This is a genomic window from Methanobrevibacter sp. YE315 (genome assembly GCF_001548675.1).
Classification (GTDB): Archaea; Methanobacteriota; Methanobacteria; order Methanobacteriales; family Methanobacteriaceae; genus Methanocatella.
Window position 1 is genome coordinate 1,360,047 of record NZ_CP010834.1, and the last position, 25,681, is coordinate 1,385,727.

A 25,681-nucleotide genomic window follows, 5' to 3' on the forward strand; every position below is an offset into this window, starting at 1 on the left:
TCGTCTTTGATAATAAATTTTTAAAATTTAAATCTATTCATAAATTAAATCGTTATCAACAATTTGATAATCACAAATTTCGTCTTCATTAAAGAAAAGACCAATTTCTCTTTCTGCAGATTCAGGAGCATCTGAAGCATGAATAATGTTTCTACCTGTATGCATACCGTAATCTCCTCTAATAGTTCCAAGATCTGCTTCTAAAGGGTTAGTTGCACCAACTAATTTTCTGATAGTGGTAATAGCTTCTTCTCCTTCAATTACCATAGCTAATGATGGTGAAGAAGTGATGTATTCAACTAAACTAGGGAAAAACGGTTTTTCAGCATGTTCCCCATAATGAGTTTTTGCTAATTCTTCATCAATTTGAATTAATTTACAAGCAACTATTTGAAGACCTTTTTCTTCAAAACGAGACAAAATTTTACCCATAAGACGTCTTTGTACAGCGTCTGGCTTTATCATTACAAAACTTTTTTGAATCATTCTTTAACCCATTTAACCTTTCTTGAAACTCTTCCGAGTTTAATCATATTTTTTTCACATTTGCTGCTACAAAAGAAATAAATTGATCCGTCTCTTTTGACGTACATTTTTCCAGTACCTTCTTCTATTTCTTTTTTACAGAATGAACAAGTTCTCATGTTCTTACACCTTCTTAAGGAGTTCTAATTTCTTTAGCTTCTCTAATTGTATCAAGTAACATTAAAATGTCGCCTTCTCTTACAGGGCCCATAATGTTTCTTGTTAAAATTCTTCCTTTATCTCTACCATCGAGGATTCTGCATTTAATTTGCATTACCTCACCAGTCATACCAGTTCTTTTTAAAACTTCAATGACTTCAGCAGGAGTACCTTCTTCCATGTAAATCACCGTTATCTATTAAAAGAATTTATCTATTCTTTTAATTCAGCAACTTTTTCAGCAATTTCAGCAACAGCAGCTTCAGCATCACCAGCGTCTACAATACATGCAGATGCAGTTCCAACGGTTAATCCAGCAGCTCCACCAACTTGTTCTTTGGTAGGTAAGTAAACGTAAGGAATTTCTTTTTCGTCAGCTAAAACAGGGATGTGTGCAACGATTTCAGCAGGATCAACATCTTCTGCGATAACGACTAATGCTGCGTCTCCTCTTTCAATAAATTTAGTTACTTCATTAGTACCTTTTGCTACTTTACCAGTAGATTGTGCGGTTTCTAATGCTTCTTCAGCTTGTTTAGCTAATTCTTCAGGTGTGTCAAATTTTACATAAATGTTTGCCATAAAATATACCTCCTTTTTCATCTGGCTATGCCATCCATCGGCAGATATTATAATTCTTTTGAATCATAATATAATGTAATTATATATAGTTATATTATTTTTTAACTATAGAAATTACTCAAATTATTCAATAGATGAATAATTTAATATAGTTTTTAATAATACTAATTCTTGAATAATTCATATATCACTAAATATAATCCCGGAAAAAAAATAAGAGGGATTAGACTTTCAATACAAATACTTCTGAATTTCATATAATTTTTAGCAAAACTAAAAATAAAAATTTAGTAATTAATGAAATAATTCTAGAGAACTAGACAATATTAAATTGGTTAGTATAGTATATAAATGTTTTTAAAAATAAGGCAAAATAAGTAATTTTAGAACTATAAAGTTCTTAATGATTAATTAATAAAAAGTGTAAAAGAGATAGTAAATAAATTACTATCTAAATGATCAATTTGCAAATCTATTTGATTGCTAATTTTACATCTTCAGCTTTTACAGTTTTTCTACCAGCGTGACGAGCAAAGCCTACAGCTTTAGCTGCGATTTCGTTTCCGTAATCTTCGATTGCTTCGGTTAAAGCAACTTTTGCGTCATCACTGACTCTTTGTGCACCAGCATTTTTTAATATTCTTCCTACAGGAGCAATTGGTAATTCACTCATAATTATACACCTCATTTTTTTGATAATAATAGTTTTTATTTGCTTATATATAAATATATTGGTTCATTAAAGCTGATTTTTAAAAATTTCAGCATAAAAAACTAAACTATTATAACATGAAAACCGACATTAATATATTCAAAAATGTTTTTCATAGACTTGCTTAATCAAAAAAAGTGTGAATTATATAAGAAAAATAAAAAATTGAAAAGCAAAAAAAGTAGAAAAAAAGATTTAAATGACTTAAATCTATTTGTTCATAAGAATTCTTCTTAAGGTGTCTATATCCGCATCAACCTCAGTAGGTTGGGTACATGCATTAATAGCAGTGTTAGGATCTTTCAATAAGTGTCCTGTAACAACACATGTGATTGTTTCACCTTTATCAACTACACCTTCATCTACAAGTTTTTTAAGACCTGCAATTGAAGCTGCTGAAGCCGGTTCGACACCAATACCCTCTGTTCTTGCAAGCAATTTTTGAGCATCCAAGATTTCCTCATCAGTTACGGTTTCAGAATAACCGTTTGAATCATAAATTGCGTTTAATGCTTTGATATCGCTTACTGGAGCACCAATACGAATAGCAGTAGCAATTGTTTCCGGATTTTCAACAGGAACTACTCTTTTATCCCCTTTTCTGAATGCATTAGTTACTGGGCATGCACCTTCAGCCTGAATACCTGTCATCATAGGCAAATCTTTAATGAATCCTGCATCATAGAACTCTTTTACACCTTTCCAAATAGCTGAAATGTTACCTGCATTTCCAACCGGCAAAATGATTCTATCAGGGGCTTGCCATCCTAAATCGCGAACGATTTCATAACCGATGGTTTTTTGTCCTTCCAGTCTGTATGGGTTAATGGAATTTAATAAGTAAAGATGTTTTTCTAATGCAAGAGCAGTCATGGCTTCCAATGCTTCGTCGAAGTTTCCATTGATTGACATTACTTCAGCGCCATGGAACATTGCTTGAGCAAGTTTTCCTAAAGCAACTTTTCCAGAAGGTAAAAATACTATGCATCTTAAGCCTGCACGAGCCGCATAAGCGGATAATGATGCGGAAGTATTACCTGTTGAAGCGCAACCAACTGTATCAACGCCCAATTCCATTGCTTTAGTCATTCCAACAGTCATTCCTCTGTCTTTGAAACTTCCAGTAGGATTGGAACCTTCCACTTTAACATATAGATTTACGCCAAGTTCATCTCCTAATTTATCACATTTGCAAAACGGAGTTCCACCTTCATCAAGAGAAACAATTTTTGCTTCATCTACAGGAATGCACTCTTTGAATTTCCATAAATTATCTCTTCTACCATCAAAAATGTCTTTAGAAACATTAATTTCATTGACGAGTTCAAGTACAGATCCACATTTTTCACAAGTGTAGATTACTTCATCGTCATCATATTCTTCTCCACAAGAAACACATCTTATCATAAAATCACATTAATATTTTTTAATAGTATTATTATAAAAATTTAACCTAAAACTCCAATAACAAACTCTGCAATAGGGATTGTCAAATATGCTTCAACAAATCCTGCAATTATTAATAAAATTACAGAAGTAACAAATAATATACATGCTTGTTTTAGTTTATCATAACTGGAATCAAAAGAATTTGCCAATTTATTTTTAAAAGAACCATCTTCCTGAATCAATAATGCTTTCAAAAATTTATAAAGGAAGTTAAACAAAACAAAACCGCTGGCACAAGCCAAAGCACATGAAGACAATTCAAATATTCCATGAGGGATAATGTAAAGCAATACTTCAAATAAATTACCTGAGAAAGCCACATAATAGCCTACAAAAAAGCCATTAAATGACAATATCACTGCTGAAAAACAAAACAGCAATCCTAGAATAAACATTTCACAGATTATTTTGAAATTATTTAAGAAGATATCAGCAAATGTTAATTTAACAACACCAGATTGGACCTTTTGAGTCAGGTCTTCAACAACGGGATTGAGATATTTGTAAAGATAGGGTTCAAAAAAGTAACCAAGAACCATCGACACGATAAGAATGACTATTGCAATGTAGATGGCTCGCTTATTTTCAGTGAATGCCCGTTTGAATTCATTAAACATTATATCAAGGTTTTAGCGATTTCTTTTGCTTCAATCTGTTTAACTTTCAAATCTTCCATAAACTCTTCCATCAGCTCTGCAGTCCTTACTTTGCAATCGCCACAACGTAAAGTACCATTCAAGCAGTCCTGCCTTATCTTTTCAAGTTCACTATCATCATCTATGAAATGATACAACAGCATCTCATAAATAACGCATTTATCGACTTCTCCACCTAATTCCTGCTGTTCTTTCAAGCTTTCTCTACCGCCTGTCTTAGCTGATTTAACTTTTTTGACAGCATCTTTTGTATCATCATTGAGGTAAATTGCTGTTGACGGCTTGGAACTGCTCATCTTATCACCGGTCAGGCCGGTTAAAAACCTATGATATGTTGAAGCAGGGGTTAGGAATCCTAACTCTTCATGAAGCTTTTGAGCAATGTCCCTGGTTAATCTGATATGAGGGTCCTGGTCGATTCCTACTGGAACAACAACCTTTTTCGGACCTCCGAATTCCTCAATTTGAGGAAGCAAAATATCGGCAACTTGAACCAACGGCGCCTGTACGTGAGCGATGTTTGTGGACGGAGTAAATCCGTAAATGGCCTTAAGTTGATTGAAATTAGTTTTGCTTGAAGCTTTAAAGGCCAAGTCCTGCAATTGCTTATTTTGAGATTGAAGATAAACATTTACATTATTTTTCTCCAAATCCAAACCTAAAGCAATCCAATTGGTCAGGTATTCGTCTACGGCAATCTGGCGGCCCTTTTCAAAGCTCATGCCACGAGCTGCATAAGATTCCAAATCAGCGATTGGAAGCGATAACATTGCACCCTTATTTTGGTACCATATTAACTGGTCCACAACCATCTTATGACCAATGTGCATTTGACCACTTGGCATCATGCCTGTTACAACTGCAAAATCCTTATTTTGATTAATCAAATTATTGATTTCATTAAATTCCCTATGTCCAAAGATTACCCCTCTTTTCATTAGCTTTTGAGGGTTTTTTATATCATCGATTATGTCTGAAATTTTCCCAATACCAAACTGATTAACTAACTTATCATAATCTAGGCTGAATGATGCCCATGGATCAATTAAATCTGCCACATTATCACCAACAATTTCGTTAAATTAACAATACAACTAATTATTATTATAGTAATTAAAATATTTTATAAAAATATAATGGATTTCTTTAATTTAAATTATGGTCTGGTCCACTCAATATTATAATAGGTAATATCAAAATCCTCATCAACAATAGCCAAAAGAAGTTTCTTATTAACTCCATGTGAAACCCTTACATAACTTGCAAAATCAAGTGCATTAATATCATAATTTTCAAATAGAATCTTTACCAGATAATCGGAGTGACTATGACCCGGACCCCCTCCACGATTATATAATCTAAATTCGGATCCATACTTAAAGCCTGTCTTGATTACAAATCCACGGTCTTTCAAATCACGATAAACAATATACTTTCCATAAAGGTCCTGTTCTTTCAAAAGGTCTATGATATATCCGATGCTGCATTCAATATCATCTTCAAAAATATCCAAACGGCCTTTTTCCAATAAATAACAAGCTTCGATTAAAGAAAGATTTAATGTATCTGCTTCAATTTTACCAAACTTACTTTTTTCATGCAAAGCTATTGGCCTTTTACTTCCTTCTTCAATTTTAATAGATACAATTTCATTAGATAAATTACCTCGCATTAAAACACCGCAAAAAGAAATAAATTATATTTAATGCTAATAACTTTGAAGTAAATCTTATATAAATTTTTGTAAAAATAAGAAAAAAAGAAGTTAAATTCTAATAAAAATATTATTAGCCATTTCTAATGGAATATTTAACTCTTTATCATCAATTTCAACTAAATAATGATTACCTATACGATTTTCATCATATTCATAATTTAAATTCATACCAACCTTGATACCTAAATCAGAAACATTATCTAAAAGCTCATCATTGCCCCTGATAAATGAAACAACACCATTAGCATTAGATGTTAATTCAGAAATAGACAATAAATTGAAGTTCCTATTAATGATTTGGTCAAAATCAGAGAGGGAATAACATTGCTTACAACTAGCAAAATCGAAATCACATGCAGGTATCGCATTATTGTCAGGACATAAATCAGGATTACGCAACATAGTACACAATGCTCTTTCAGCTTCATCAGATAAAGAATGTTCCATCTCACAAGCTTGTTCATGTACGTTTTCTTCCTTGATTTTTAAGATATCAGTTAGGAATTTTTCTAGAATTCTGTGTTTTCTTGTAATTTTTTGAGCTATCTTCAAACCTTCATCAGTTAAAGTAGCTCCTTTATATGGAGTATAACTAATATAACCTAAATTTTCCAATTTTTTAAGCATTTGAGTTACACTACCGGGTGCAATACCCAATTCTTTTGATAATTTAGTAGTAGAAACCTGTTCCCCATTACTTCCATTACGATAGAGAACTTCCAAATATTCTTCAATATTTTCACTGATCTTATCCTCAGCCATAATGTTCACCTTAATTATAATTAGTGTAATATTTATTGCTTAAAGTATAAAAGGTTTTGGTATACCTAAAATATTTTTAAAAATAGATATGGCATGAAAAATGAAAATCTGAATCTTAAAAAATAAAAAAAAGATGTAGGAAATTAGAATTCAATACTTGAAGTAATTGAATGTAATGAAAATGAATTTGTATTCCAATTTACTACATTTCCAAATGAATTTCTTGAACTGGTCGGATCTGAGAGTGTCCACATATCACCAACTAAGATTTGAGCCCATACGTGACCATAAGTACTTCCACTACTGAAGTGGCATGTACCATGAACATATCTAGCAGGCAAACCAGCAGTTCTAGCCATAGCCACTAATAAATGTGCTTGATCAACACAATTTCCAGTTTTTGCATTTAATGTACCTACAGCACCGTACCTAGTATCATAATAGAAGGAATAACTAATGGAATCTCTTACATATTTATATAATGCATTAGCAATATCATAATCTGAAGTTAATCCTTTAGTTAATGAATCAACTATATTCTTGATACTAGTGTTATTTACTTGACAGTTAGTAGTAGCCACTAAATATGGTTTCAAATTAGTGATTGTATTTTTCTCATTTAAACCAGTACCCTTTTCATCAACAGGATCAACGGATCCTCCTTCGGAGTAACGGACTGTTACATAGGTAGGTAATTCTTTATTACTTCCATAAAATGCTACGATACGTGCATATGCATCGACCAATTCTGTGAAGATAATGTTACCCACATCAGATGAAGCGAAGTTAGGTGCTTGATTATTCTTTTCAATGTAACTAGCTACATTTGAAGCAGTATTAACATATCCTGCTCTAGGCAAGGTTGCTGAACCAATTTCATCTCCAGATGGAGAATCTGGTGCCAAAATCTTAGTAACAAGAGGAACAGCTCCAGTATTGGATTCATCAAGTTGGCAAACGGCTTTAGTTAACAAGTACAAAAATTTCTGCATTGTAACTTTTAAACTACCAACCTCTACTGAACTGGGTAATTTAGTATTTTTCTCATAGTAAGTTTTGATTACACCAGCAGCGGATATTATATCCTTAAGAGCTACTGTTTCACCAGAGGGAGGGACAGGCTCTGGACTGGGAGAAGGTCTTGAAGTAGGATTAACCTTAATAGAAGTTGGCAATTTATTATTTGCTTTATATGATGCTAAAACTCTAGCAAATGTATCAACTAAAGATTGATATTTAATTGTACCTACAGTTGAACTAGCATAATTTGGAGCTAGCTCATTATTTACAATGAAGTTTGCTACTCTTTGTGCAACATCAACATAGTCTGCCTTAGATAAAGTTGCCTCATTACTGATTCCAGACGGATTTGCAGGAGCGGAAGCTGGGACTAAATCAATAGCCGAAGTCTTACCTTGATTAATATTAGCAACAGCTCTGGTCATTAAGTATAGGAATCTTGGCATAGAGTAATCTACTCCATCAATAGTAACTTTTGTTGGAATGGAATCCACAGATTTGATATTGTTACTTAATGTAGTTGCAGCTGCTACAATCTTTGCAAGAGTTAATGAAGTTGAGGTATCACTATCACCATCTATTGACTTAAAATCAATAAAGTTAGTTACACCCCATCTGAATACAACAACTCCTTTTGCTTTACCGTTTAATGCATTTTGCGCATCGGTTTTTAATTGGGAAACAGGTAATTTAGAAACATCATCATCAGATACATATCCTTGTAAACCTGACCAAATCACAGCACCATTTGAATTATCTACAAACCATTTGGTAGTTGTGGCAATCCATTTTGAATTTTGATTATAATTTCCTTTGTAAATCATTGGAATAATAACATCCATATATTTACTTAGTTGAGCATGGTCCTGACCGTAATAATAAACATTACTGGTAGTTTCCGGCATTACTGCACATGAAACTATAAGATTTGGATTAACAGCATGAATAGCACTAGCAGCTTGTTTTGCAAATTGGGTAACAGCTGCAGCACCGCCACTAGTTTTATAAGCATTACCGGGATATCTTAAATAATCAAAGTGAATTCCTGCTACACCTTTAATTTTAGCATAATTTTTTGCTTCATTAATCTTTGTATTGAAGTAAGCAGTGTTAGGTTGACCATTTTTAACTGGGTTTATCCATGAGCCGTCATAAAATGCTTGCATCCAAATATGAACATTGATTCCTACTTTGTTTGCACTTGCAATCCATGATTCAACACTTGATTGACCATGTTTGCTAATAGCTGCATAGTTTAAGAAAATATCAGTAGTTCCTTTAGATGCTAAACTGCCTAAATCGACATTTCTCATGTCTGCACCGAATACCCAATATCCGTATCCGCTAAGAGATTTTCTAGCAACTTTTATTGTAGTAGTACCTGTACGTCCGGAATAATTTGGATCACTAGTACCGTCAAACTTGTATGAAACAGTATAAGAACCAGCAGGAAGGTTTACATTGAATGTAGCAATACCCTCTGAATTAGTGATTGCAGTATAAGTATTGGAATTGACTGTCAAAGTAATAGATTTCTTAGCTATACCCACACCATTAGCAGTTTTCAATGCAACTTTAAATTGTTGGGTTCCAGTATTGAAAGTAGTAGCACTCTTCCAAAGAATCCTGGTTTCAGCTTTCTGCTTAACAGTGACTTTAACTGTACCTGTACGTCCGGAATAAGTCGAATCTTTAGTACCGTCAAACTTGTATGTAACAGTATAAGTACCAGCAGGAAGGTTTACATTGAATGTAGCAATACCCTCTGAATTAGTGGTTGCAGTATAAGTTTTTGATTTAACAGTCAAAGCAATGACTTTTTTAGCTATGCCTATACCTTCAGTATTTTTCAATGCAACTTTAAATTGTTGGGTTCCTGTATTGAAAGAAGTAGCACTCTTCCAAAGAATCCTAGTTTCTTTCTTCTTCTTAACAGTGACTTTTGTAGTACCGGTACGTCCAGAATAATCTTCATCACCAGCAGCACTGAACTTGTATGTAACAGTATATGTGCCTGCAGGAAGGTTTACATTGAATGTAGCAAAACCATTTGAATTAGTGGTTGCAGTATAAGTTTTAGAATTAACAGTCAAAGTAATTGTCTTTTTAGCAATACCCACACCGTCAGTATTTTTTAATGCAACTTTAAACTGTTGGGTTCCCACATCGAAAGTAGAATCGCTTTTCCAAATAATTCTAGTTTCAGCTCTCTCTTTGACAGTGACTACAGTATCACCAGTAACGGCCTTCATATCAGAGGTGCCGTTGAAAGAATATTTGATGGTGTGTCTACCAACATCCAAATTAATTGGTATGGATGCAATACCTTTACTATTGGTCTTAACTTTAATGAATGTTTGACCTTTAACAATGAAATTAATATACTGATTTGAAATCGGTACATCACCAGAAGTCAATTTCACTGCAAATGAAGAACCTGATCCTTTACCAAACACAGTTTTTCCATCAACATTGAGGGATAAAGTTTTGGTTGGAAGGAAATAAATTTTATTCTGAGCGCTAGATGCTCTGTAATGTTCATCGCCTGCAAAGGCATATGTTGCAACATATCCTCCGTTAGCTAATTTAGGTAAAGTGAATTTTGCAATACCGTTAGCATTAGTTTTTGCACTATATTTTTTTCCATCTACAGTTAAAGTAACTAATTTGCCTGTAGTGGGTGCATAACCGAAGGAATTGAGCAATTTAACTTGAACGTTAGCAGTATCGCCCGCATAGAATGCGTAAATATTGGTGACCAACTTAGTATCGACATGATTATATACTTTAATAGTATTTTTCTTAGTCAAACCGTCGACATTATAAGAGGTCATAGTAAAAGTACCACCTGGGAGATTGGATAATGATTGTGTGGCCAAACCATTAGCATTGGTTTTTACAGTATATGTTTTACCATTGACATTAAACTTAACATTTTGATTAGCTATTGGTTTACCATTACTATCAACAAATGTTGCTTCGAAACTCCTTGTATCAGCGTATACTTTAGATACGTCAGCAGCACTAATTGTAGATAAAATTTTAAATGTATTAGTTAATTTATAACCAGTTACCGGATTTACTGAAATAATCTGATATGTTCCTGGTTTTTCGTGAATACCTAATGAAGCAATCCCTCTTGAATTTGTTTTTACGGTATGGTCAACACCACATGCAGTAATTTTAACATTTCTATTTGCTAAAACATTACCGTTACTGTCATAAAATGTTGCACTAAAAGGAGTGCTTCCCTTATAATATTTAGTAACATCTTTTGCTTTGATACTATCTGAAATACCTGAAGAAATTTTACCTTCACCAGAAGCAAAGGCAACCCCAATAGTATCATTTAAATCATTACTTTCCGAGTTAGTTGATAAAGTATTTGAATAATCAGATCCTAAAACTTCTTTACTTGATAGAGAAACTTTAGATGAATCATTATCAACATTTGAAACACTAGATACAGAAAGCACTGATGAATCAGCGATTTTCTCCATTGGGACTGAGACATCTGTTGTGTCATCTACTAAGTTAGCAGTATGCGAATCTGTAACACTTATCTCACTTGCTGAAACGGCACTGACTGACAACAATACAGTGAACACCATTAGCAATGTGAGTAATAATTGTTTGTTCAAAATATTTTACCTCCATAACAATTGATAATATAACCATGAGACTATTATCTCACTTCATCAATATTTATTTTAAATATCTTATATAAACCTTTTTATTTACTAAATCGCATTAAATGAGTTTAATTTTTAAAAATAAGGTTAAAACTTTATGAAAATAAAATATTAAGTAAGGATATAGTTAAAATAGGCTATAAAAGTGTAAAATGATATGAAATAATATTTAAAGTAACTTCAATATATAAAAATGTAAACATCAATGTTAATGGTTTTTATATAAAATAACATATAATAAAAAACTATTTAATTAAAAAACATTGAAAACAATAAAGTTAGATTAAAAAACAACCTATTTAATCAAGTATAAATAAAAATAAGCAAGTATAACAAAAAAAATGAAAATTTTATAAAATATTTAATTATGAAGTATTTTGAGGCAAAAAAACTAAAAAAATTTCATTAAGATTAAATTCAATTTGAAATAATGTAACAAATTAAAAATAAAGATATTCACATCAAAATTTAATTTTTTTAAAATTTAGTGAATTGAAAAAAAAGAAAAAATGTAAAATATTAAAATTTTACATCATTGGTGGCATTCCGCCCATACCTGGTGCAGGAGGCATACCACTGTTATCATTTCCTGACTCATCAGGTCCGGTTGAATTCAATGCGTTTCTTGCTGCAATCATGTCATCAATTCTTAAAATCATTTCACTTGCAGCACCAGCAGATTGTAAAGCTTGGATTTTTACTCTTAAAGGTTCAATAACTCCAGCTTCTTTCATATCTTCAACTTCGCCAGTGAACACATTGATTCCGATGACATTGGATTCTTCGTGAGCAGCTTTTAAATCAGCAATCAAGTTGATAGTGTCCAAACCTGCATTTTCGATTAAGGTTCTTGGAATGACTTCTAAAGCTTCAGCATATTTTAAAATAGCTAATTGCTCTCTTCCACTTACAGATTCACCGTAATCTCTTAACTGTTTTACCAAATCAATTTCACAAGCTCCACCACCGATGAGAACTTTGCCTTCTTCGATAGTAGCTGCAACTACACCTAAAGCATCATCAATAGCTCTGGAAATTTGTTCAGTCACATAACGGGTACTTCCTCTTAATACGATGGAAGAAGCTTTAGGATTGTCACATTCTTCAATGAAAGTCAATTCATGATCAAATATTTTATCAAGATATACGTGACCAGCAGTACCTAATTTATCAGCTGATAAATCTTCAATGTCAGTTACGAGTTTTGCACCAGTAGCTTTTTCAATTCTTTCCATATCAGATTTTTTAACTCTTTTATAAGTCATGATTCCTGCTTTTCTTAAGTAATGTTCTGCCATGTCATCAATACCTTTTTGACAGAATAACACATTAGCACCGGAATCAATAATTTTGGCCACTAAATCTTTAATCATTTGTTCTTCATTGTTCAAGAATAATTCAAATTGTTCAGGACTGGTAATGTCGATTTTAGTATCAGTATTCATGTCTTTTAATTCAATAGGATATTTCATGATAGCAATTTTTGCATCTTTAACATCTTTAGGCATGCTTTTAGATACAGGAGCCTTATCAATAACAATTCCTTCAGCCAAGAATGAATCTTCAACAGAATCTCCAGATACTCTTTGAATGTTGATATTGTCAATGTCAGATTTGCCGTCTTCTTCGATTCTTAATGCAGCTTCAACAACAAGGTCTGCCAAATGTTCTTTAGCGTAATCTGAACCTTTACCACTCATTGCAGTAACAGCAACTTTTTTAAGGGTTTCTTTATCATCAGCATCCATAGCTATTTCTTTTAAAAGTTCAACTGCTTTTTCAGTTGCATTTCTGTATCCTTTTACAACAACAGAAGTTGCAATTCCGTCTTCCAATAATTCTTCAGCTTTAGCCAATAATTCACCTGCGATTACAACAACAGAGGTGGTTCCATCTCCGACGATATCCTCTTGTTTTTTAGCTGTTTCTACAAGCATTCTAGCTGCAGGCTGTGCAATATCCATTTCACTCATGATGGTTGCACCGTCATTAGTTACGGTTACATCACCTAATGAATTAACTAACATTTTATCCATACCTTTAGGACCTAATGTAGTTCTAACAATACCTGATAAAACTTTTGCTGCTGTGATATTCATTCTTAAAGCATCTCTTTTTGAATATCTTTCAGTCCCTTCCGGAAGGATAAAAATTGGTTGATTTGCCATTTCATAATCACCTTTAAATTTTTTAAATAAAATAATATAAAACTAAGTTTTTATACATATATAGTATGAGTTAGAGGTTATATAAAAAGATTACTTATTAAACTAACTTTAGGTGTTTTAATGTATGATGAAATAATTAATGAAATTAAATCTAATCTAGGTGAAAACAGCGAATTAAACAGAAGATACCTATCATCCCAAATTGAAAAATATAAAGATCACCCCTACAATGAAGAAATCATTAAAGAGATTTCACGTATGATGTGGGATTGCTTAAGCGAAGATGAAAAAGAAGAATTTATTAGAATATCCGAAGAAGAGACTCCAATCATTGATATTTTAGAAGAATCATTCCCGTATATTGAAAATGGGGAATATGAAACTGCATTAAGCATTCTTGAAAGTTTCATTAATACATTGCCGCCAATGTTTGAAGACGATAAAGTCAGCGAGTACCACTATTTCACAAATCCTCTGGAAGAAGAAATATTTAATAGGTATATTGGTGCTAAAAAAGAAGTTAGATATATACCAAATAACCAACCTTTGATAGATTTGTATTATGCTTATGGATTTTTACTTTTGGAAACCAATAACTTGAAGGAAAGTGAAGTGTATCTTAAAAAAGCTTTGAAAATTAATCCCGTTTCATCTAGAATACTATTGGAATTATCCGAAATATACAAAATAAAAACACCAAGCTTCAATAAATTTTTCATGTATACAACAGAAGCTCTGGAATATGCATACTACCCTCAGGACATTGCAAGATGCTATAGGAACCTTGGCCATTTCTATATTGAAGAAAATGAACTTGAAACTGCTGCAGGGCTATTTAACTACAGCATGAAATATGAGTTGAGTCCGCTTGCTTATAAGGAACTCCAATACATCAAATCCAAAGGGCAGAACATAGATTTGACAAGGGACGAATGCGTATCCTTACTAAAAAACAAGAACATCCAGGTTGATGCAAATCCATTTGTCATAAAAACACTGAATGAACTTGCAAACAAATATGATAGCGAACATGCATTTAATCAGGCATTGTATTTCTATGAGCTTCTTTTTGATTTGACCAATGACAAGAATATTCTTGAAAAAATAAATAATATTCAAAAAATTATAAAATATTAAATAATATATAATAATATATAATATAACAAGGTGATTTTGAATGTGTTCTAGCGGAGGGCCAATGGCCGATATCGATTTAAAAAAATTGAAAACAAAAAAATATCACTGCAAAGATTGTGGCAACACTTTTAAAGGTCTCGGAAAAAAAGTAGTTTGTCCGTCCTGCCAAAGTGATAACGTAGATCTTGTAGAGTAAATTCTTTTACTCTATTCTTTATTTTTTAGTGATTTTTATGAATATTGATTTTGAAAATGACGAAATACTGTTCCTTGAAGGTGAAACAGGAATGGTGGGCGTTGTTAAAGTATCCTATGAGAATAAGATGCTGTTTATAGCAACACAGGATAATGAAGAAATTGTCCAATTTTTAGAACCTGATGACATAATAGCCGTTTCAAACTTTAAAAAAGACAAAAGGGCTATAAGGTCCCAGGCGTATCTGAGTCGTGAAGAATCATCCCCATTAGTAATTTTAAATAAAGATCATCCATCCACAAAACGTTTAGAAACTGTTATATCAATCGGAGAGGAAGTAAACTTAAATTGCAATATTACACCAGGTACACACCCTGAACAAAATGTACTGTGCTCCTGCGACAGTTTATCAGGACTTGAAATAAAAAAAACACCTACAGGCGTTAAGTTGAATAAAGATTTTGTTGATTATACAATTGAAGAATTTTAGGTGAAAAATTGGTTATAGAATCATTTTATACATTTTTAGGACAATTAGTGGTTTTTTTAGCAATACTTGTTGTTATCCTATTCATTGTCGTGTTTATATTGGGTCTTTTTATTGCTAAAAAAAATCAGATAAAATTCCCTAGATTTGTATTGTTCGTAGTTGACTTATTATATTCACCCTTTAAAACAATAGCTAACCTATTAAATCTTGATGAACATCTTATCGATAATATTGCCATACAGGTCAGAGATGACGTTAATAAAGAAAAATTTAAAGAGATTCCTGCTGAAAAAACCTTAATATTCCTGCCACATTGTTTAAGGCATAGGGATTGTCCGGCAACACTTCAAAAAGAAGGCTTGAATTGTACTGAATGTGGATTATGTTCCATAGGTGTCATTAAGAAAAAAGCCGAACCTTTAGGTTATAAATTATATATTGTACCTGGATCAAGCTTTGTTAAAAAGATTGTTAAAGAAAACAAGTTTAAAGCCGTGCTTGGCGTGGCCTGCCATGAAGATTTAAACCAAATGATGATGCTTCTTTCTGACTTTTGTCCGCAAGGTGTTCTGCTTGAAAAAACAGGATGCTATGAAACTAAAGTGAATGTTAAAAAAGTATTTGAAAAAATAGATTCCAAATATTAATCTTCATAATATCTCATGAACTCTAGAGATTCAGGAGTTTCATCGAATTCATCAATAAACTCCCTTAAATCCTTTAAAAACTCTTTTTTTCTATCATTTAGATTTTCTATTTGAGAATAATCCTTTTTCACAGCAATAGTCATTATTATATCATCAGTCTCAAGAGTTATTTCCGGATACAAATCATCTAAAAAATCATCCATATTATCCTCTTCCAAGTTCCTGATGAGCTCTTGCCAAGTGCCCAGCAGCTAATGCTCCAAGTAAAGATAATTCTCCAGCTAAAACAGTACATGCAACAATCTCTGCATATTCACGAGCTTTATTTGAACCTGCAACGCCTAAAATATTCAATCCTTCCTGAGCTACTTCAAGACTTGTTCCTCCACCAACAGTAGCTACAGGCAAATCAGGCAAGTTAACTGAAAAATATAAATCTCCATTTCTATTTTCTGCTGTTGTAATGCCCAATGATCCTTCAACAACATGAGCCGCATCCTGGCCGGTTGCTAAAAATATTGCTGCAACCATATTTGCATAATGAGCATTGAATGCCATACTGCCTGAGGCAGCAGAACCAATTAGATTTTTAGCTGTATTCACTTCAACAATCGCTTCGGCAGTAGTCTTTAATTTTTTAGATACTATATCTTCTGGAATCAATATGTCTGCTATAACGCTTTTTCCTCTTCCTTCAACAATATTTATAGCAGCAGGTTTTTTATCAACACAAACATTACCACTTAATGCAAGGTGAGTTGCAGTAGTTTCTTGAGCTAATTTATCCAATATTTTTTCTGAAGCGATAGTTACCATATTCATCCCCATACTGTCCCCAGTAGAGAAAACAAAACGAGGATAAACATAGTTTCCAACAATTAAGATAGGATCAATTTTAATTAATTTACCGTGAGAAGTTGTACTTTCTGCAATTTCTTTTAACTCGTCGAAATTATCAATAAACCATTGTTTGATATTTAATGCATCACTAACCCCTTCACATTTAATGGCAGGTGCACGGGTCATGATATCAGACACCACTCTTGCATTTGCTCCACCAGAAGCTGTAATGGTAGAAGCACCTCTGTTGATTGATGCGACTAATGCTCCTTCAGATGTTGCAAGAGGAATGAACACTTCCCTTTTGCAGTATTCACCATTGATTTTTAATGGGCCTGCAACTCCCATTGGAAGCTGTAGAACACCGATTGAATTTTCAATGTTTCTTGCTGATGCCCTTTCCATATCAAGAGTGTAATTGGAAATGTTCTTTAAATCTATGTTGAATTTTCTTTCTAAAAATTCCCTTCTAATATCAGTTGCCTGTTTGGCTGGGACTTCTTTATCAACCTGATAAAGTTTCATCTCGCCGTTTAACAATTTATTAATAATTTCTTCGTTTGACATTACATAACCTTTTTAAGTAAATCTACAATTTCAGACGGTTTGATAGCTACTTCAACACCGGCTTCGTTCAAAGCTTTGGTTTTACTTTCTACAGTACCGGAATTTCCTTGAATAATTGCTCCTGCATGTCCCATTCTTTTACCAGGAGGAGCAGTTCTTCCAGCAATATAAGATACGACAGGTTTGGACATTTCATCTGCAATGAATTTACCTGCCCTTTCTTCTGCAGTTCCTCCAATTTCACCAATTAAAACAACTGCATCGGTATCATCGTCTTTTTCGAATCTTTTTAAGATATCAACATAATTGTCACCGGTAACTGGGTCACCTCCAATACCGACAGCTGTACTTTGACCTATTCCTGCATTGGTAAGTTCACTTGCAATTTCATAAGTTAAAGTACCGCTTCTTGAAATTACGCCAACATTACCTTCCTTAAAAATATGAGTAGGCATAATACCCAATTTACCAACACCTGGAGAGATAACTCCTGGAGTATTTGGACCAATGACTGTTGTTTCCATTTCTTTTGCATATGCCATGATTTTCATACTATCATGTACTGGAATATGTTCAGAAATAATAACAACCAAATCCAAGTGTCTAATTGCTTCAAAAGCAGCATCTTTCGCAAATTTTGCAGGAACAAAAATGATTGAAGAATTGATATCGACTTCATCTTTTGCCTCTTCAATTGAATTGAAAATTGGAACTTTGTCTAAAAATTTTTGACCGCCTTTTCCAGGAGTGATTCCTGCAACAATATTAGTATTGTATTTTAACATTTGTTCTGTATGAAATGAACCTTGTTTACCAGTTATCCCTTGAACTAAACATTTTGTATCTTCATTTAATAAAATCATAATTAATATCTCCTATCTCAATATTCTAGTTTTATTTTCAAATGGAACAGCTAAATCTATTACATTTCCATTCATAAATGCAGTAGCGGAAAATATTACGCTACCCGGCAATACATTACAAGTTGTCCCTCTTTTAACTAAATAAACATTCTTATTTCCAAGTGCAGCCCCAATCATTGCGCTGGCTATTACTCCAACAGACTCTATATCCTCAATTGTCGCCACAACAACAGGGTCATCAGTTTCTGGCGAAACATAACCCACACCAGGTATTTTCTTTGTTTTCGGTTCGATATAATCAGACACATCAGTTAGATTTTTCATGCCTTTAGCAGCATCAATTGCGGAATTCGCAACATCAGCAACAAACGGTTCACCCCCATAAGTATCGAAACCTAAGACAATGGCATCAGGATATCTGTCAGGCCTTATATTTGCTTCAGCATAAGAAATACCTTCACCAGCACCCTCCGGAGTTGATGAAATTCCTGACAAATCACCGAAGTTTTCCGCACTCTCTTTTAAAATATTAACAATACCTTCATTAATGGATTCAAGCAAGTCATCCTCCACAAATGCACTAATAACAACATCGTCGCCGGTAACATTTGTTAGAGCCACATCCCTTGCACCCAATTCTTTAACTCTATAAAGGTTTTTTTCAATAGTTTCTACTAGCATAGTACTGCAGGATACATCATTTCTTGATATATCAGCACCTATAGCTGAAATTTTCAAATTAACACCTTGTATAATCAATTAATTAATAAATAAAATATAAAATTTTATTGATATATTATTTGTTAGTTAATTTATATAAATATACGAGTTTTTAAAGAAAATATAATAATAACAATAGACTAATATAATAATTAATGTATTCACAGACAAAAATTGCAATTCCAATACTTGAAGAAAACTGCAAACAAGTAATTGAAGTAGCTAATGATTGCATTGGAAAAGGAGCCGATATTTTAGAATTTAGAATTGACGGTTTGAAGAATCCTGATATCAATGAAATCAAAAAGACAATTGAAGAAATCAGTTTTCCAATGATAGCTACCAATAGAATCAGCAATGAAGGCGGATTCTTTAAAGGCAGTGAAGAAGAAAGATTCGAAATTTTATACGAATGTTGCGATTTAGTAGACTATGTAGACATTGAACTTCAATCTGATGATGAATACATTAATAAGATTCATGATACCGGCGTAAAAACAATCGTTTCCTATCATGATTTTAAAAAAACACCTAAACTTAATGAAATTTTGTATATTGTTGAAAAGGAACAGGAACTTGGAGATATTGCAAAAGTTGCTTTCATGCCACAAGATCTGGAAGACACATTAACCATATTGGCCGTTCTTTCCCATTGCAAAGATACAATAGCTATTTCCATGGGAGATTTGGGCAGTTATACAAGAGTTATGGCGTCAAAATTTGATTCACCGATAACTTTTGCCGCCGGAAGGGATGCAACAGCACCAGGTCAAATCGATATTGAAACAATGAGAGCATTGCTGAATATGGATTTAAATATAATGGATTAGGTGGTTAAAATGGCTAAAAAGATTATTTTAGCTTTAATAATACTTATTTTGATTATTATAGGATTATTCACATTTACAAACCTCGGCGGAGATTCTGTAGATGTTTACCTCGATGGGGAAAACGTTACTGTTACAACCCATACCATTTCAAACATTGATACTGCCAGTTTGAATTCGGAAATCTGCAATTATACTTTCAATGTAATGAATGACAGCATATCCGACACAGAGACACTTAAAAATGGAATTTCCGACATTTGCAGTTATTATGGTATTGAAAATCCTGAAATCAACATCGATTCAAGTTTGGGTCCTAATCAGATACCTGTTATTGTCCATGTTGATGGAACCTCAATGCTTCCAACACTTCAAGACGGACAAGATGTTCTATTGAATAAAACCCACAATATCCATGTTGGAGATATTGTTGTAGCCGAATCAGATGAATACGGGCCGATTATAAAAAGAGTCAGCGAAATCGATGAAAATATGATTCATTTAGTCAGCGACAATAAAAACATTTCCTACGAATACATCAACGGCGAATTATATGAAGTCAAGGGCATTGAAACCTGGGTTGACATATCTGACATTAATGGTGTTGTGATTTCATATTGATGGTGATTTCTTAATGATTTGACTAAAAAAAGTATAAAAGGAAAATAATGCGATTTGCACCATTTTCCAAATGGGGAATTATAGAGATAGGTCATATCTGTTGGTTTTATGCATATTGGAAAATATTCTACACTGCTTTATCCCCATCTTCGTTAGTTCTTATTCTAATTACATTTTCCACATTCTGAATGAAAATCTTTCCATCCCCAATGTTTCCGGTGAATGCTCCTTTTTTAATTGCTTCTACATGTGAATCAAGTTCTTCACTTTTTACAACAATTTCTATGCGTGTTTTAGGAATTAAATCAATACAATAGTTTGATCCCCTATAGGATTCTCTTATTCCTCTTTGACTTCCTCTTCCTTTTACTTCTGAAACTGTCATTCCTTCACAGCCAACGTTTACCAATTCCCTTTTTACATCCTCAAACTTTTCCTGTCTGATAATCGCAATAATACTTTTCATTTATTATTCCCCCTATAGATTAAAGTTATAAGCGGATTCTTTGTGGAGGTGAGAGTCTAAACCTCCAATTTCTTCATACTCTTCAACTCTAATACCATTTAATGATTTATCCAGTACTTTTGCTATTATGTAACTTATTACAAATGAATAAATCATTGTGGCTATTATGCTTATAATCTGTACTACTACCTGATTAGGGTTTCCTGCAATCAATCCTGCTACTCCACCAACTGCCGGAACAGCAAATATTCCTGTTGCAAGTGCCCCCCATACACCGGACATACCGTGAATGCCCCATACATCCAATGCATCGTCATATCCAAGTTTTGGTTTTAAATAATTAATTGAATAGTATGAAATAATAGGAGCTATTGCACCAATGACTAAAGCTCCAAAAACATCAACGAAACCAGCAGCTGGTGTAATACCAACTAAACCTGCTACTGCACCGGATATCGCACCTAAAATTGTTGGTTTTCCAACTTTAATAACATCTATTATTGTCCAGACAATAAGACCGACTGCTGCAGACACATTAGATACAATTATCGCATTTGCTGCAAGTCCATCTGCAGCAAGGCCTGATCCTCCATTGAATCCCATCCAACCAAACCAAAGTAGTGCAGCACCAAGTACTGCATAAGCTAAATTGTGAGGAATTAATGCATCATTTTTCCTTTTACCTAACACTAATGCAACTGCTAAAGCGGAAATTCCTGAGTTAATGTGAACTACAGCACCTCCTGCAAAGTCAAGTGCTCCCATCTGCATTAACCAGCCTCCACCCCATACCCAGTGGGCAATTGGGATATATACAAGGCACGCCCAAATCGGAACAAATATTACCCATGCTTTGGTTTTCATCCTTCCAACTAGCGCACCGGACATAATTGCACAGGTAAGACCTGCAAATGCGCACTGAAACATTACAAACAATAATGTTGGAATTGTACCGTTTAAATCATTCAATCCAATTCCCTGTAAGAAGAAATTGGTTGGTGAACCTATTAATCCACTAACATCACTTCCAAATGCAAACTGGTAACCAAAGCATACCCATATTACACTAATAATTGAAAACGCAATGAAACTTAAAAACATTGTATTTAAAACATTCTTTCTTTTACTTAATCCTCCATAAAAAAATGCTACTGCAGGAATACTCATTAACAGTACGAGTAATGTACAAACAAGAATCCATGCAGTATCACCAGCACTAAACATATCCATATTATCATAACTCTATATATTTTAATCAATCGGAAGTAAACTGTCGGAAGTATACTTCCGATATAATGGTATGTACCTAATCATATATAAACATTATGAAATCAATAAAAAAAACAAGGAAAATGGGCTTATTTTTTCAAAAATATTAAATAATAGCTTAAAAAAAATATCAAATAGTATAAATTAAAATAAGTGTTAATATGAAAGACTCCGTAAAAGCTAATTTAATAGTATTTTTGATAATTGCTGTAATTGCATTCGGCGTTAGCTCTGCATTTGCCAATTTGACAGTAACCGAAGATACTACTTCATATAAAATGATTCCAATTAAAAATGATTCATTCGAACCTAAATATATAGATGAAGTTCCAACCATCATTCCAAAAGTTGTAGTAAACTATACAAACACATCAAGTAACCACACTTATAACGGCAGCGACATACCTGACACTAATAATACGCTTAACGATTGGAGTTTTAATCGATATGGAGATTGGTAAAATGGTTGAAAAGAAAAAATTCATCAGAGACAGCGTCTATGGAGACATAAGCTTAAACAACTTTGAAGTAAAGATTCTGGACATGCCGCAATTCCAACGCTTAAGAAGAATTAAGCAATTAGGTTTAATAGGCCTGATTTACCCTGGAGCCACCCATACCAGATTCGAACACTCCATCGGAACAATGAACCTTGGATCAAAACTTTCCGAAGAGCTTGGTTTGAAAGAAGATGAAACTGAACTGATTAGAGCTTCAGCATTAGTGCATGATATCGGCCACGGACCGTTTTCACATGTTTCAGAAGGGGTTTTATCTGTTCCCCATGAAGAATTAACCAAATACGTAATCACAAAAACATCAATGAGAGATTTGCTCGAAGAAAAATTTGACGTTAATGAAATTGTAGACATAATCAATGGAAGAGGCTATCTGGGTCCAATCGTTTCAGGAGAGCTTGATGTGGATAGAATGGACTACCTTTTAAGAGATTCACACAATACAGGAGTGGCCTATGGAGTAATTGATTATGAAAGAATCATTTCAAATTTAAAACTTGAAGACGGATTGATTTTAGACATCAAAGGGGTTCAGGCCGCTGAAGGAGCTCTTGTCGCTAGATATTTCATGTATCCTAGCGTTTATCAGCACCATACAACCCGTATTGTCAATTCAATGTTTAGAAGAGCTCTTAAAAAAATAATAGATGAAAAAATAATCAATGAAAAAGACATATACAAATATGATGATGCAGACATTATTGGAATCTTTAGACACTGCGAAAATGAATTTGCCAATGACATAATGTCCAGATTAGATAATAGAAACATTATGAAAAGAGTTAAAACAATCAGATTGGATAACTTCAAATATCCTGAAAAAATGTATAAGATTGAACAGAAAGCCATAAGAAAAGCAGAAAAAGAAATAGCTGAAGATTACAAGATAGATGAAGATTATGTGTTTATCAATATCGCTGAATATCCTCGTTTTGATGAAATGAAAACACAGGTTAATGTTGATGGAAAACTATATCCATTGACTGAAATTTCAAATATCATTGGTGCATTGAGTAAGGCAAGATTCAATATACCAGACATCAGCGTTTATGTCGATGAGAATGAAAAACCGAAATTTGAAAAATTCAAACTGGAAAATTACCTTGATTTACCGGAAATTGATCGTGAAAAATTCCACGGAATACATTACGATCAGATTAAACTATTTTAGGAGATATTTATGATAGTAGTTGCAATTACAGGAGCAAGCGGAGTAATATATGGAATAAGACTCTTGGAAGCTCTAAAAGAATTGAACATTGAAAATTCTTTAGTGATTAGTGATGCTGCAAAGATTGTCATTGAATCAGAAACCGATTATAAAGTTGAAGATGTAATCAAGCTTGCAGACACTCATTACGATTTCAATGACCTGACCGCTTCTATCAACAGCGGATCATTTAAAGCGGATGCTTTGGCAATAGTGCCATGTTCCATGAAAACATTATCATCAATCGCTAATGGTTATGGAGCAAATACAATAACAAGAGTGGCGGATGTGAGCCTAAAAGAAAGAAGGCCTACAGTTATTGTTCCTCGTGAAACCCCACTCAGAAGCATTCATTTACAAAATATGCTAACATTATCACAAGAGGGGGCTATAATATTGCCTGCAATGCCTGGTTTTTACTCAACACATGATACCGTTGAGGACCAAATCAATTTCATTGTCGGCAAAATATTGGACTCTCTGAAAATTGAAAATAACTTATTTAAAAGGTGGGAGTAGATGTTAGAAGATGGGGATTTTATTAAATCCTGTGATGTACCGGGACCTACAAAAGAAGCCATAAGGGCAATAATCCTTTATAAATCTGGAGTTACACCAGAAGACAAGGTTGTTGATTGCGGGTGTGGAACCGGTGGAATTACCTGCGAATTTTCCCAAAGAGCACGTGAAGTAATATCCATCGATACAAATCCCGAAGCTATTGAGATAACCTCTAAAAATCTTAAAAATTTTGGTCTTGGAGACAACGTCACATTAATTAACGATGATGGAGCGAATGCCTTAAAAGATATTGACGATATAGATATTGCCATTGTTGGGGGCAGTGGCAGACAACTCGAAAATATATTGGACATAGTTCATGAAAAATTAAATTCTAAAGGAAGAATCATAATCACAGCTATTTTGGTTGATACAAAAGTTGAAGCAATCAATAAACTCAAAGATTTAGGATACAATCCAAAAATAATGGAAGTTAATGTTTCTAATGGAAGAGTTCTTGATCGTGGAGTTTTAATGATTAGTGAAAATCCAATAGCAATCATTACTGCTAAAAAAAGATAAAATTGGAGATTAAAAAATGGATGAACATAAACGTTGGAAAATTAAATTTTCATTGTTAATGGTTGTTTTGATAATTATCATTTATGGATCAAATTACCTCGTATTGGGTGATGCCGAACATATTATATCATACATCTGGACCCATTTGGGTTTTATTCCTGTTGATATACTTGTTGTAGCATTTTTACTTGATGAAATTATTGAAAGAAAAGAAAAAGAAGCTATGCTTGAAAAATTAGACATGCTCATGAGTACATTCTTTTCAGAAATCGGTAATGACTTAATTAAACAATTAAGTGCTGTAAACAAATACAAAACAGATACTGAAAATTTAAAATTAATTAAAAACTGGAGTCAAAAAGATTACGAAAATAAATTAGCTGAACTAAAAGACAAAAGCATTGACTTTAGAGCAGATATTGCACCCGAACAGAGAGAAGAATTTTTGGAAAACTTGAGAGAATTGCTTGTTAATAAAAGAGAATTCATCATTAACTTAATTAACAACCCGAATTTGCTTGAAAAAGAGGAATTTACAGGTTTAATTAATGCAATTCTCCACTTAGATGAAGAATTAGAACACAGAAAAGATTTAGCATTAGTCAATGAGACTGACTTCGGACACTTGAATGGGGACATGCAAAGGGTATATGATAAATTAGTCCATGAATGGGTGTACTACCTAAAATATCTGGACAAACACCACCCATACATGATTGCATTGATTATCCGTACCAATCCATTTGACGAAAATGCCGATGTCTATGTGAAAGAATAGAAAATCC

General features: G+C 33.3%; 29 protein-coding genes. 11 read left to right on the plus strand and 18 right to left on the minus strand.

From position 1 onward, the window contains the following. Positions 1–33 precede the first annotated feature (33 nt). The 12 genes from ndk to thsA form a co-directional block, all read right to left on the minus strand. Positions 34–486 (minus strand): nucleoside-diphosphate kinase, encoded by a 453-nt coding sequence (gene ndk / locus TL18_RS06075; RefSeq protein ID WP_067042901.1) that lies wholly within the window; start codon positions 484–486, stop codon positions 34–36. After that, complete coding sequence (locus TL18_RS06080) at positions 483–644, minus strand: 50S ribosomal protein L24e (protein ID WP_067042904.1); 162 nt, start codon at positions 642–644, stop codon at positions 483–485. Before TL18_RS06080 ends, ndk begins: the two co-directional genes overlap by 4 nt. Positions 645–658: 14 nt before the next feature. Beyond that, positions 659–865 carry a 30S ribosomal protein S28e gene (locus tag TL18_RS06085; RefSeq protein ID WP_042692817.1) on the minus strand — a complete coding sequence of 69 codons (207 nt, stop codon included), beginning with the start codon at positions 863–865 and terminating at the stop codon, positions 659–661. Positions 866–897: 32 nt separating this feature from the next. Further along, the gene (gene rpl7ae, locus TL18_RS06090) at positions 898–1,266 is read right to left on the minus strand and encodes a 50S ribosomal protein L7Ae (protein WP_067042906.1); all 369 of its coding nucleotides are present in this window, start codon (positions 1,264–1,266) and stop codon (positions 898–900) included. Between the two features lie 472 nt (positions 1,267–1,738). Beyond that, on the minus strand, positions 1,739–1,939 hold the full coding sequence (locus TL18_RS06095; RefSeq protein WP_067042909.1) for a histone family protein: 201 nt from the start codon (positions 1,937–1,939) through the stop codon (positions 1,739–1,741). Positions 1,940–2,188: 249 nt separating this feature from the next. Continuing rightward, positions 2,189–3,385 carry a threonine synthase gene (gene thrC / locus TL18_RS06100; RefSeq protein WP_067042912.1) on the minus strand — a complete coding sequence of 399 codons (1,197 nt, stop codon included), beginning with the start codon at positions 3,383–3,385 and terminating at the stop codon, positions 2,189–2,191. Positions 3,386–3,426: 41 nt separating this feature from the next. Next, a complete protein-coding gene (locus TL18_RS06105) occupies positions 3,427–4,044 on the minus strand; it encodes a stage II sporulation protein M (protein WP_067042915.1) in 618 nt (205 codons plus the stop codon). Further along, on the minus strand, positions 4,044–5,141 hold the full coding sequence (locus TL18_RS06110) for a tryptophan--tRNA ligase (RefSeq protein WP_067042918.1): 1,098 nt from the start codon (positions 5,139–5,141) through the stop codon (positions 4,044–4,046). Before TL18_RS06110 ends, TL18_RS06105 begins: the two co-directional genes overlap by 1 nt. Before the next feature lie 98 nt (positions 5,142–5,239). After that, on the minus strand, positions 5,240–5,755 hold the full coding sequence (endA, locus tag TL18_RS06115; protein ID WP_067042921.1) for a tRNA-intron lyase: 516 nt from the start codon (positions 5,753–5,755) through the stop codon (positions 5,240–5,242). 93 nt (positions 5,756–5,848) lie between these two features. Then, entirely contained in the window at positions 5,849–6,562 is a 714-nt protein-coding gene (locus tag TL18_RS06120; protein WP_067042924.1) for a metal-dependent transcriptional regulator, read from the minus strand. Positions 6,563–6,705: 143 nt separating this feature from the next. Then, positions 6,706–11,223 (minus strand): transglutaminase domain-containing protein, encoded by a 4,518-nt coding sequence (locus TL18_RS06125; RefSeq protein WP_067042927.1) that lies wholly within the window; start codon positions 11,221–11,223, stop codon positions 6,706–6,708. Positions 11,224–11,801: 578 nt separating this feature from the next. Beyond that, positions 11,802–13,442, minus strand: a complete 1,641-nt coding sequence (gene thsA / locus TL18_RS06130) for a thermosome subunit alpha (protein ID WP_067042930.1) — start codon at positions 13,440–13,442, stop codon at positions 11,802–11,804. Between the two features lie 120 nt (positions 13,443–13,562). Here thsA and TL18_RS06135 point away from each other — a divergent pair, with 120 nt between their 5' ends. From TL18_RS06135 to TL18_RS06145, 4 genes are read left to right on the plus strand one after another with little or no spacing between them, the layout of a single operon-like run. Continuing rightward, positions 13,563–14,579 carry a hypothetical protein gene (locus tag TL18_RS06135; RefSeq protein WP_067042933.1) on the plus strand — a complete coding sequence of 339 codons (1,017 nt, stop codon included), beginning with the start codon at positions 13,563–13,565 and terminating at the stop codon, positions 14,577–14,579. A gap of 40 nt (positions 14,580–14,619) precedes the next feature. Then, positions 14,620–14,775, plus strand: a complete 156-nt coding sequence (locus TL18_RS11115; RefSeq protein ID WP_197031816.1) for a hypothetical protein — start codon at positions 14,620–14,622, stop codon at positions 14,773–14,775. A gap of 37 nt (positions 14,776–14,812) precedes the next feature. Next, entirely contained in the window at positions 14,813–15,265 is a 453-nt protein-coding gene (locus tag TL18_RS06140; RefSeq protein ID WP_067042936.1) for a hypothetical protein, read from the plus strand. 8 nt (positions 15,266–15,273) lie between these two features. After that, entirely contained in the window at positions 15,274–15,912 is a 639-nt protein-coding gene (locus TL18_RS06145; RefSeq protein ID WP_067042939.1) for a DUF116 domain-containing protein, read from the plus strand. On the opposite strand, the gene TL18_RS06150 is transcribed toward TL18_RS06145, so the two are convergent. The 4 genes from TL18_RS06150 to TL18_RS06165 are packed head-to-tail and all read right to left on the minus strand — an operon-like array spanning position 15,909 to position 18,920. Beyond that, a complete protein-coding gene (locus tag TL18_RS06150) occupies positions 15,909–16,115 on the minus strand; it encodes a hypothetical protein (RefSeq protein ID WP_067042944.1) in 207 nt (68 codons plus the stop codon). The genes TL18_RS06145 and TL18_RS06150 overlap by 4 nt on opposite strands. Position 16,116: 1 nt before the next feature. Next, complete coding sequence (gene hmgA / locus TL18_RS06155; protein ID WP_067042947.1) at positions 16,117–17,319, minus strand: hydroxymethylglutaryl-CoA reductase (NADPH); 1,203 nt, start codon at positions 17,317–17,319, stop codon at positions 16,117–16,119. Then, positions 17,319–18,182, minus strand: a complete 864-nt coding sequence (gene sucD / locus TL18_RS06160) for a succinate--CoA ligase subunit alpha (RefSeq protein WP_082706414.1) — start codon at positions 18,180–18,182, stop codon at positions 17,319–17,321. The genes hmgA and sucD overlap by 1 nt, the downstream gene beginning before the upstream one ends. 12 nt (positions 18,183–18,194) lie before the next feature. Beyond that, positions 18,195–18,920, minus strand: a complete 726-nt coding sequence (locus TL18_RS06165) for a hypothetical protein (RefSeq protein ID WP_067042952.1) — start codon at positions 18,918–18,920, stop codon at positions 18,195–18,197. A 137-nt stretch (positions 18,921–19,057) separates the two neighbouring features. On the opposite strand from TL18_RS06165, the gene aroD reads away from it, so the two are divergent. Together aroD and TL18_RS06175 are read left to right on the plus strand one after the other, a co-directional pair. After that, entirely contained in the window at positions 19,058–19,732 is a 675-nt protein-coding gene (gene aroD / locus TL18_RS06170) for a type I 3-dehydroquinate dehydratase (protein WP_067042955.1), read from the plus strand. A 9-nt stretch (positions 19,733–19,741) separates the two neighbouring features. Further along, the gene (locus TL18_RS06175) at positions 19,742–20,350 is read left to right on the plus strand and encodes a S24/S26 family peptidase (protein ID WP_067042958.1); all 609 of its coding nucleotides are present in this window, start codon (positions 19,742–19,744) and stop codon (positions 20,348–20,350) included. Positions 20,351–20,477: 127 nt separating this feature from the next. Here the strand turns inward: TL18_RS06175 and TL18_RS06180 are convergent, their stop codons facing one another. Both TL18_RS06180 and TL18_RS06185 read right to left on the minus strand, forming a co-directional pair. Further along, positions 20,478–20,816 carry a P-II family nitrogen regulator gene (locus TL18_RS06180; protein WP_067042961.1) on the minus strand — a complete coding sequence of 113 codons (339 nt, stop codon included), beginning with the start codon at positions 20,814–20,816 and terminating at the stop codon, positions 20,478–20,480. Positions 20,817–20,828: 12 nt separating this feature from the next. Continuing rightward, positions 20,829–22,046, minus strand: a complete 1,218-nt coding sequence (locus TL18_RS06185) for an ammonium transporter (protein ID WP_067042964.1) — start codon at positions 22,044–22,046, stop codon at positions 20,829–20,831. Positions 22,047–22,246: 200 nt separating this feature from the next. On the opposite strand from TL18_RS06185, the gene TL18_RS06190 reads away from it, so the two are divergent. The 5 genes from TL18_RS06190 to TL18_RS06210 are packed head-to-tail and all read left to right on the plus strand — an operon-like array spanning position 22,247 to position 25,674. Beyond that, on the plus strand, positions 22,247–22,546 hold the full coding sequence (locus tag TL18_RS06190; RefSeq protein WP_067042967.1) for a hypothetical protein: 300 nt from the start codon (positions 22,247–22,249) through the stop codon (positions 22,544–22,546). Between the two features lies 1 nt (position 22,547). Continuing rightward, complete coding sequence (locus TL18_RS06195; protein ID WP_067042970.1) at positions 22,548–23,774, plus strand: HD domain-containing protein; 1,227 nt, start codon at positions 22,548–22,550, stop codon at positions 23,772–23,774. 9 nt (positions 23,775–23,783) lie between these two features. Next, the gene (locus TL18_RS06200) at positions 23,784–24,332 is read left to right on the plus strand and encodes a UbiX family flavin prenyltransferase (RefSeq protein ID WP_067042973.1); all 549 of its coding nucleotides are present in this window, start codon (positions 23,784–23,786) and stop codon (positions 24,330–24,332) included. Further along, positions 24,333–24,896, plus strand: coding sequence for a precorrin-6Y C5,15-methyltransferase (decarboxylating) subunit CbiT (gene cbiT / locus TL18_RS06205; protein ID WP_067042976.1), 564 nt, complete (start codon positions 24,333–24,335; stop codon positions 24,894–24,896). Positions 24,897–24,912: 16 nt separating this feature from the next. Beyond that, positions 24,913–25,674, plus strand: coding sequence for a hypothetical protein (locus TL18_RS06210; RefSeq protein ID WP_067042979.1), 762 nt, complete (start codon positions 24,913–24,915; stop codon positions 25,672–25,674). The last annotated feature ends 7 nt before the right edge of the window (positions 25,675–25,681 follow it).

What these genes read in the sequence shown, in the direction of transcription:
- endA (WP_067042921.1), bottom strand. Translation starts at nt 5,755, where the DNA reads ATGCGAGGTAATTTATCTAATGAAATTGTATCTATTAAAATTGAAGAA.
- TL18_RS06120 (WP_067042924.1), bottom strand. Translation starts at nt 6,562, where the DNA reads ATGGCTGAGGATAAGATCAGTGAAAATATTGAAGAATATTTGGAAGTT.
- TL18_RS06140 (WP_067042936.1), top strand. Translation starts at nt 14,813, where the DNA reads ATGAATATTGATTTTGAAAATGACGAAATACTGTTCCTTGAAGGTGAA.
- aroD (WP_067042955.1), top strand. Translation starts at nt 19,058, where the DNA reads ATGTATTCACAGACAAAAATTGCAATTCCAATACTTGAAGAAAACTGC.
- thrC (WP_067042912.1), bottom strand. Translation starts at nt 3,385, where the DNA reads ATGATAAGATGTGTTTCTTGTGGAGAAGAATATGATGACGATGAAGTA.
- TL18_RS06195 (WP_067042970.1), top strand. Translation starts at nt 22,548, where the DNA reads ATGGTTGAAAAGAAAAAATTCATCAGAGACAGCGTCTATGGAGACATA.
- hmgA (WP_067042947.1), bottom strand. Translation starts at nt 17,319, where the DNA reads ATGTCAAACGAAGAAATTATTAATAAATTGTTAAACGGCGAGATGAAA.
- cbiT (WP_067042976.1), top strand. Translation starts at nt 24,333, where the DNA reads ATGTTAGAAGATGGGGATTTTATTAAATCCTGTGATGTACCGGGACCT.
- TL18_RS06150 (WP_067042944.1), bottom strand. Translation starts at nt 16,115, where the DNA reads ATGGATGATTTTTTAGATGATTTGTATCCGGAAATAACTCTTGAGACT.
- TL18_RS06095 (WP_067042909.1), bottom strand. Translation starts at nt 1,939, where the DNA reads ATGAGTGAATTACCAATTGCTCCTGTAGGAAGAATATTAAAAAATGCT.
- TL18_RS11115 (WP_197031816.1), top strand. Translation starts at nt 14,620, where the DNA reads ATGTGTTCTAGCGGAGGGCCAATGGCCGATATCGATTTAAAAAAATTG.
- rpl7ae (WP_067042906.1), bottom strand. Translation starts at nt 1,266, where the DNA reads ATGGCAAACATTTATGTAAAATTTGACACACCTGAAGAATTAGCTAAA.
- TL18_RS06190 (WP_067042967.1), top strand. Translation starts at nt 22,247, where the DNA reads ATGAAAGACTCCGTAAAAGCTAATTTAATAGTATTTTTGATAATTGCT.
- TL18_RS06175 (WP_067042958.1), top strand. Translation starts at nt 19,742, where the DNA reads ATGGCTAAAAAGATTATTTTAGCTTTAATAATACTTATTTTGATTATT.
- ndk (WP_067042901.1), bottom strand. Translation starts at nt 486, where the DNA reads ATGATTCAAAAAAGTTTTGTAATGATAAAGCCAGACGCTGTACAAAGA.
- TL18_RS06180 (WP_067042961.1), bottom strand. Translation starts at nt 20,816, where the DNA reads ATGAAAAGTATTATTGCGATTATCAGACAGGAAAAGTTTGAGGATGTA.
- TL18_RS06185 (WP_067042964.1), bottom strand. Translation starts at nt 22,046, where the DNA reads ATGGATATGTTTAGTGCTGGTGATACTGCATGGATTCTTGTTTGTACA.
- TL18_RS06085 (WP_042692817.1), bottom strand. Translation starts at nt 865, where the DNA reads ATGGAAGAAGGTACTCCTGCTGAAGTCATTGAAGTTTTAAAAAGAACT.
- TL18_RS06135 (WP_067042933.1), top strand. Translation starts at nt 13,563, where the DNA reads ATGTATGATGAAATAATTAATGAAATTAAATCTAATCTAGGTGAAAAC.
- TL18_RS06080 (WP_067042904.1), bottom strand. Translation starts at nt 644, where the DNA reads ATGAGAACTTGTTCATTCTGTAAAAAAGAAATAGAAGAAGGTACTGGA.
- thsA (WP_067042930.1), bottom strand. Translation starts at nt 13,442, where the DNA reads ATGGCAAATCAACCAATTTTTATCCTTCCGGAAGGGACTGAAAGATAT.
- TL18_RS06105 (WP_067042915.1), bottom strand. Translation starts at nt 4,044, where the DNA reads ATGTTTAATGAATTCAAACGGGCATTCACTGAAAATAAGCGAGCCATC.
- sucD (WP_082706414.1), bottom strand. Translation starts at nt 18,182, where the DNA reads ATGATTTTATTAAATGAAGATACAAAATGTTTAGTTCAAGGGATAACT.
- TL18_RS06210 (WP_067042979.1), top strand. Translation starts at nt 24,913, where the DNA reads ATGGATGAACATAAACGTTGGAAAATTAAATTTTCATTGTTAATGGTT.
- TL18_RS06200 (WP_067042973.1), top strand. Translation starts at nt 23,784, where the DNA reads ATGATAGTAGTTGCAATTACAGGAGCAAGCGGAGTAATATATGGAATA.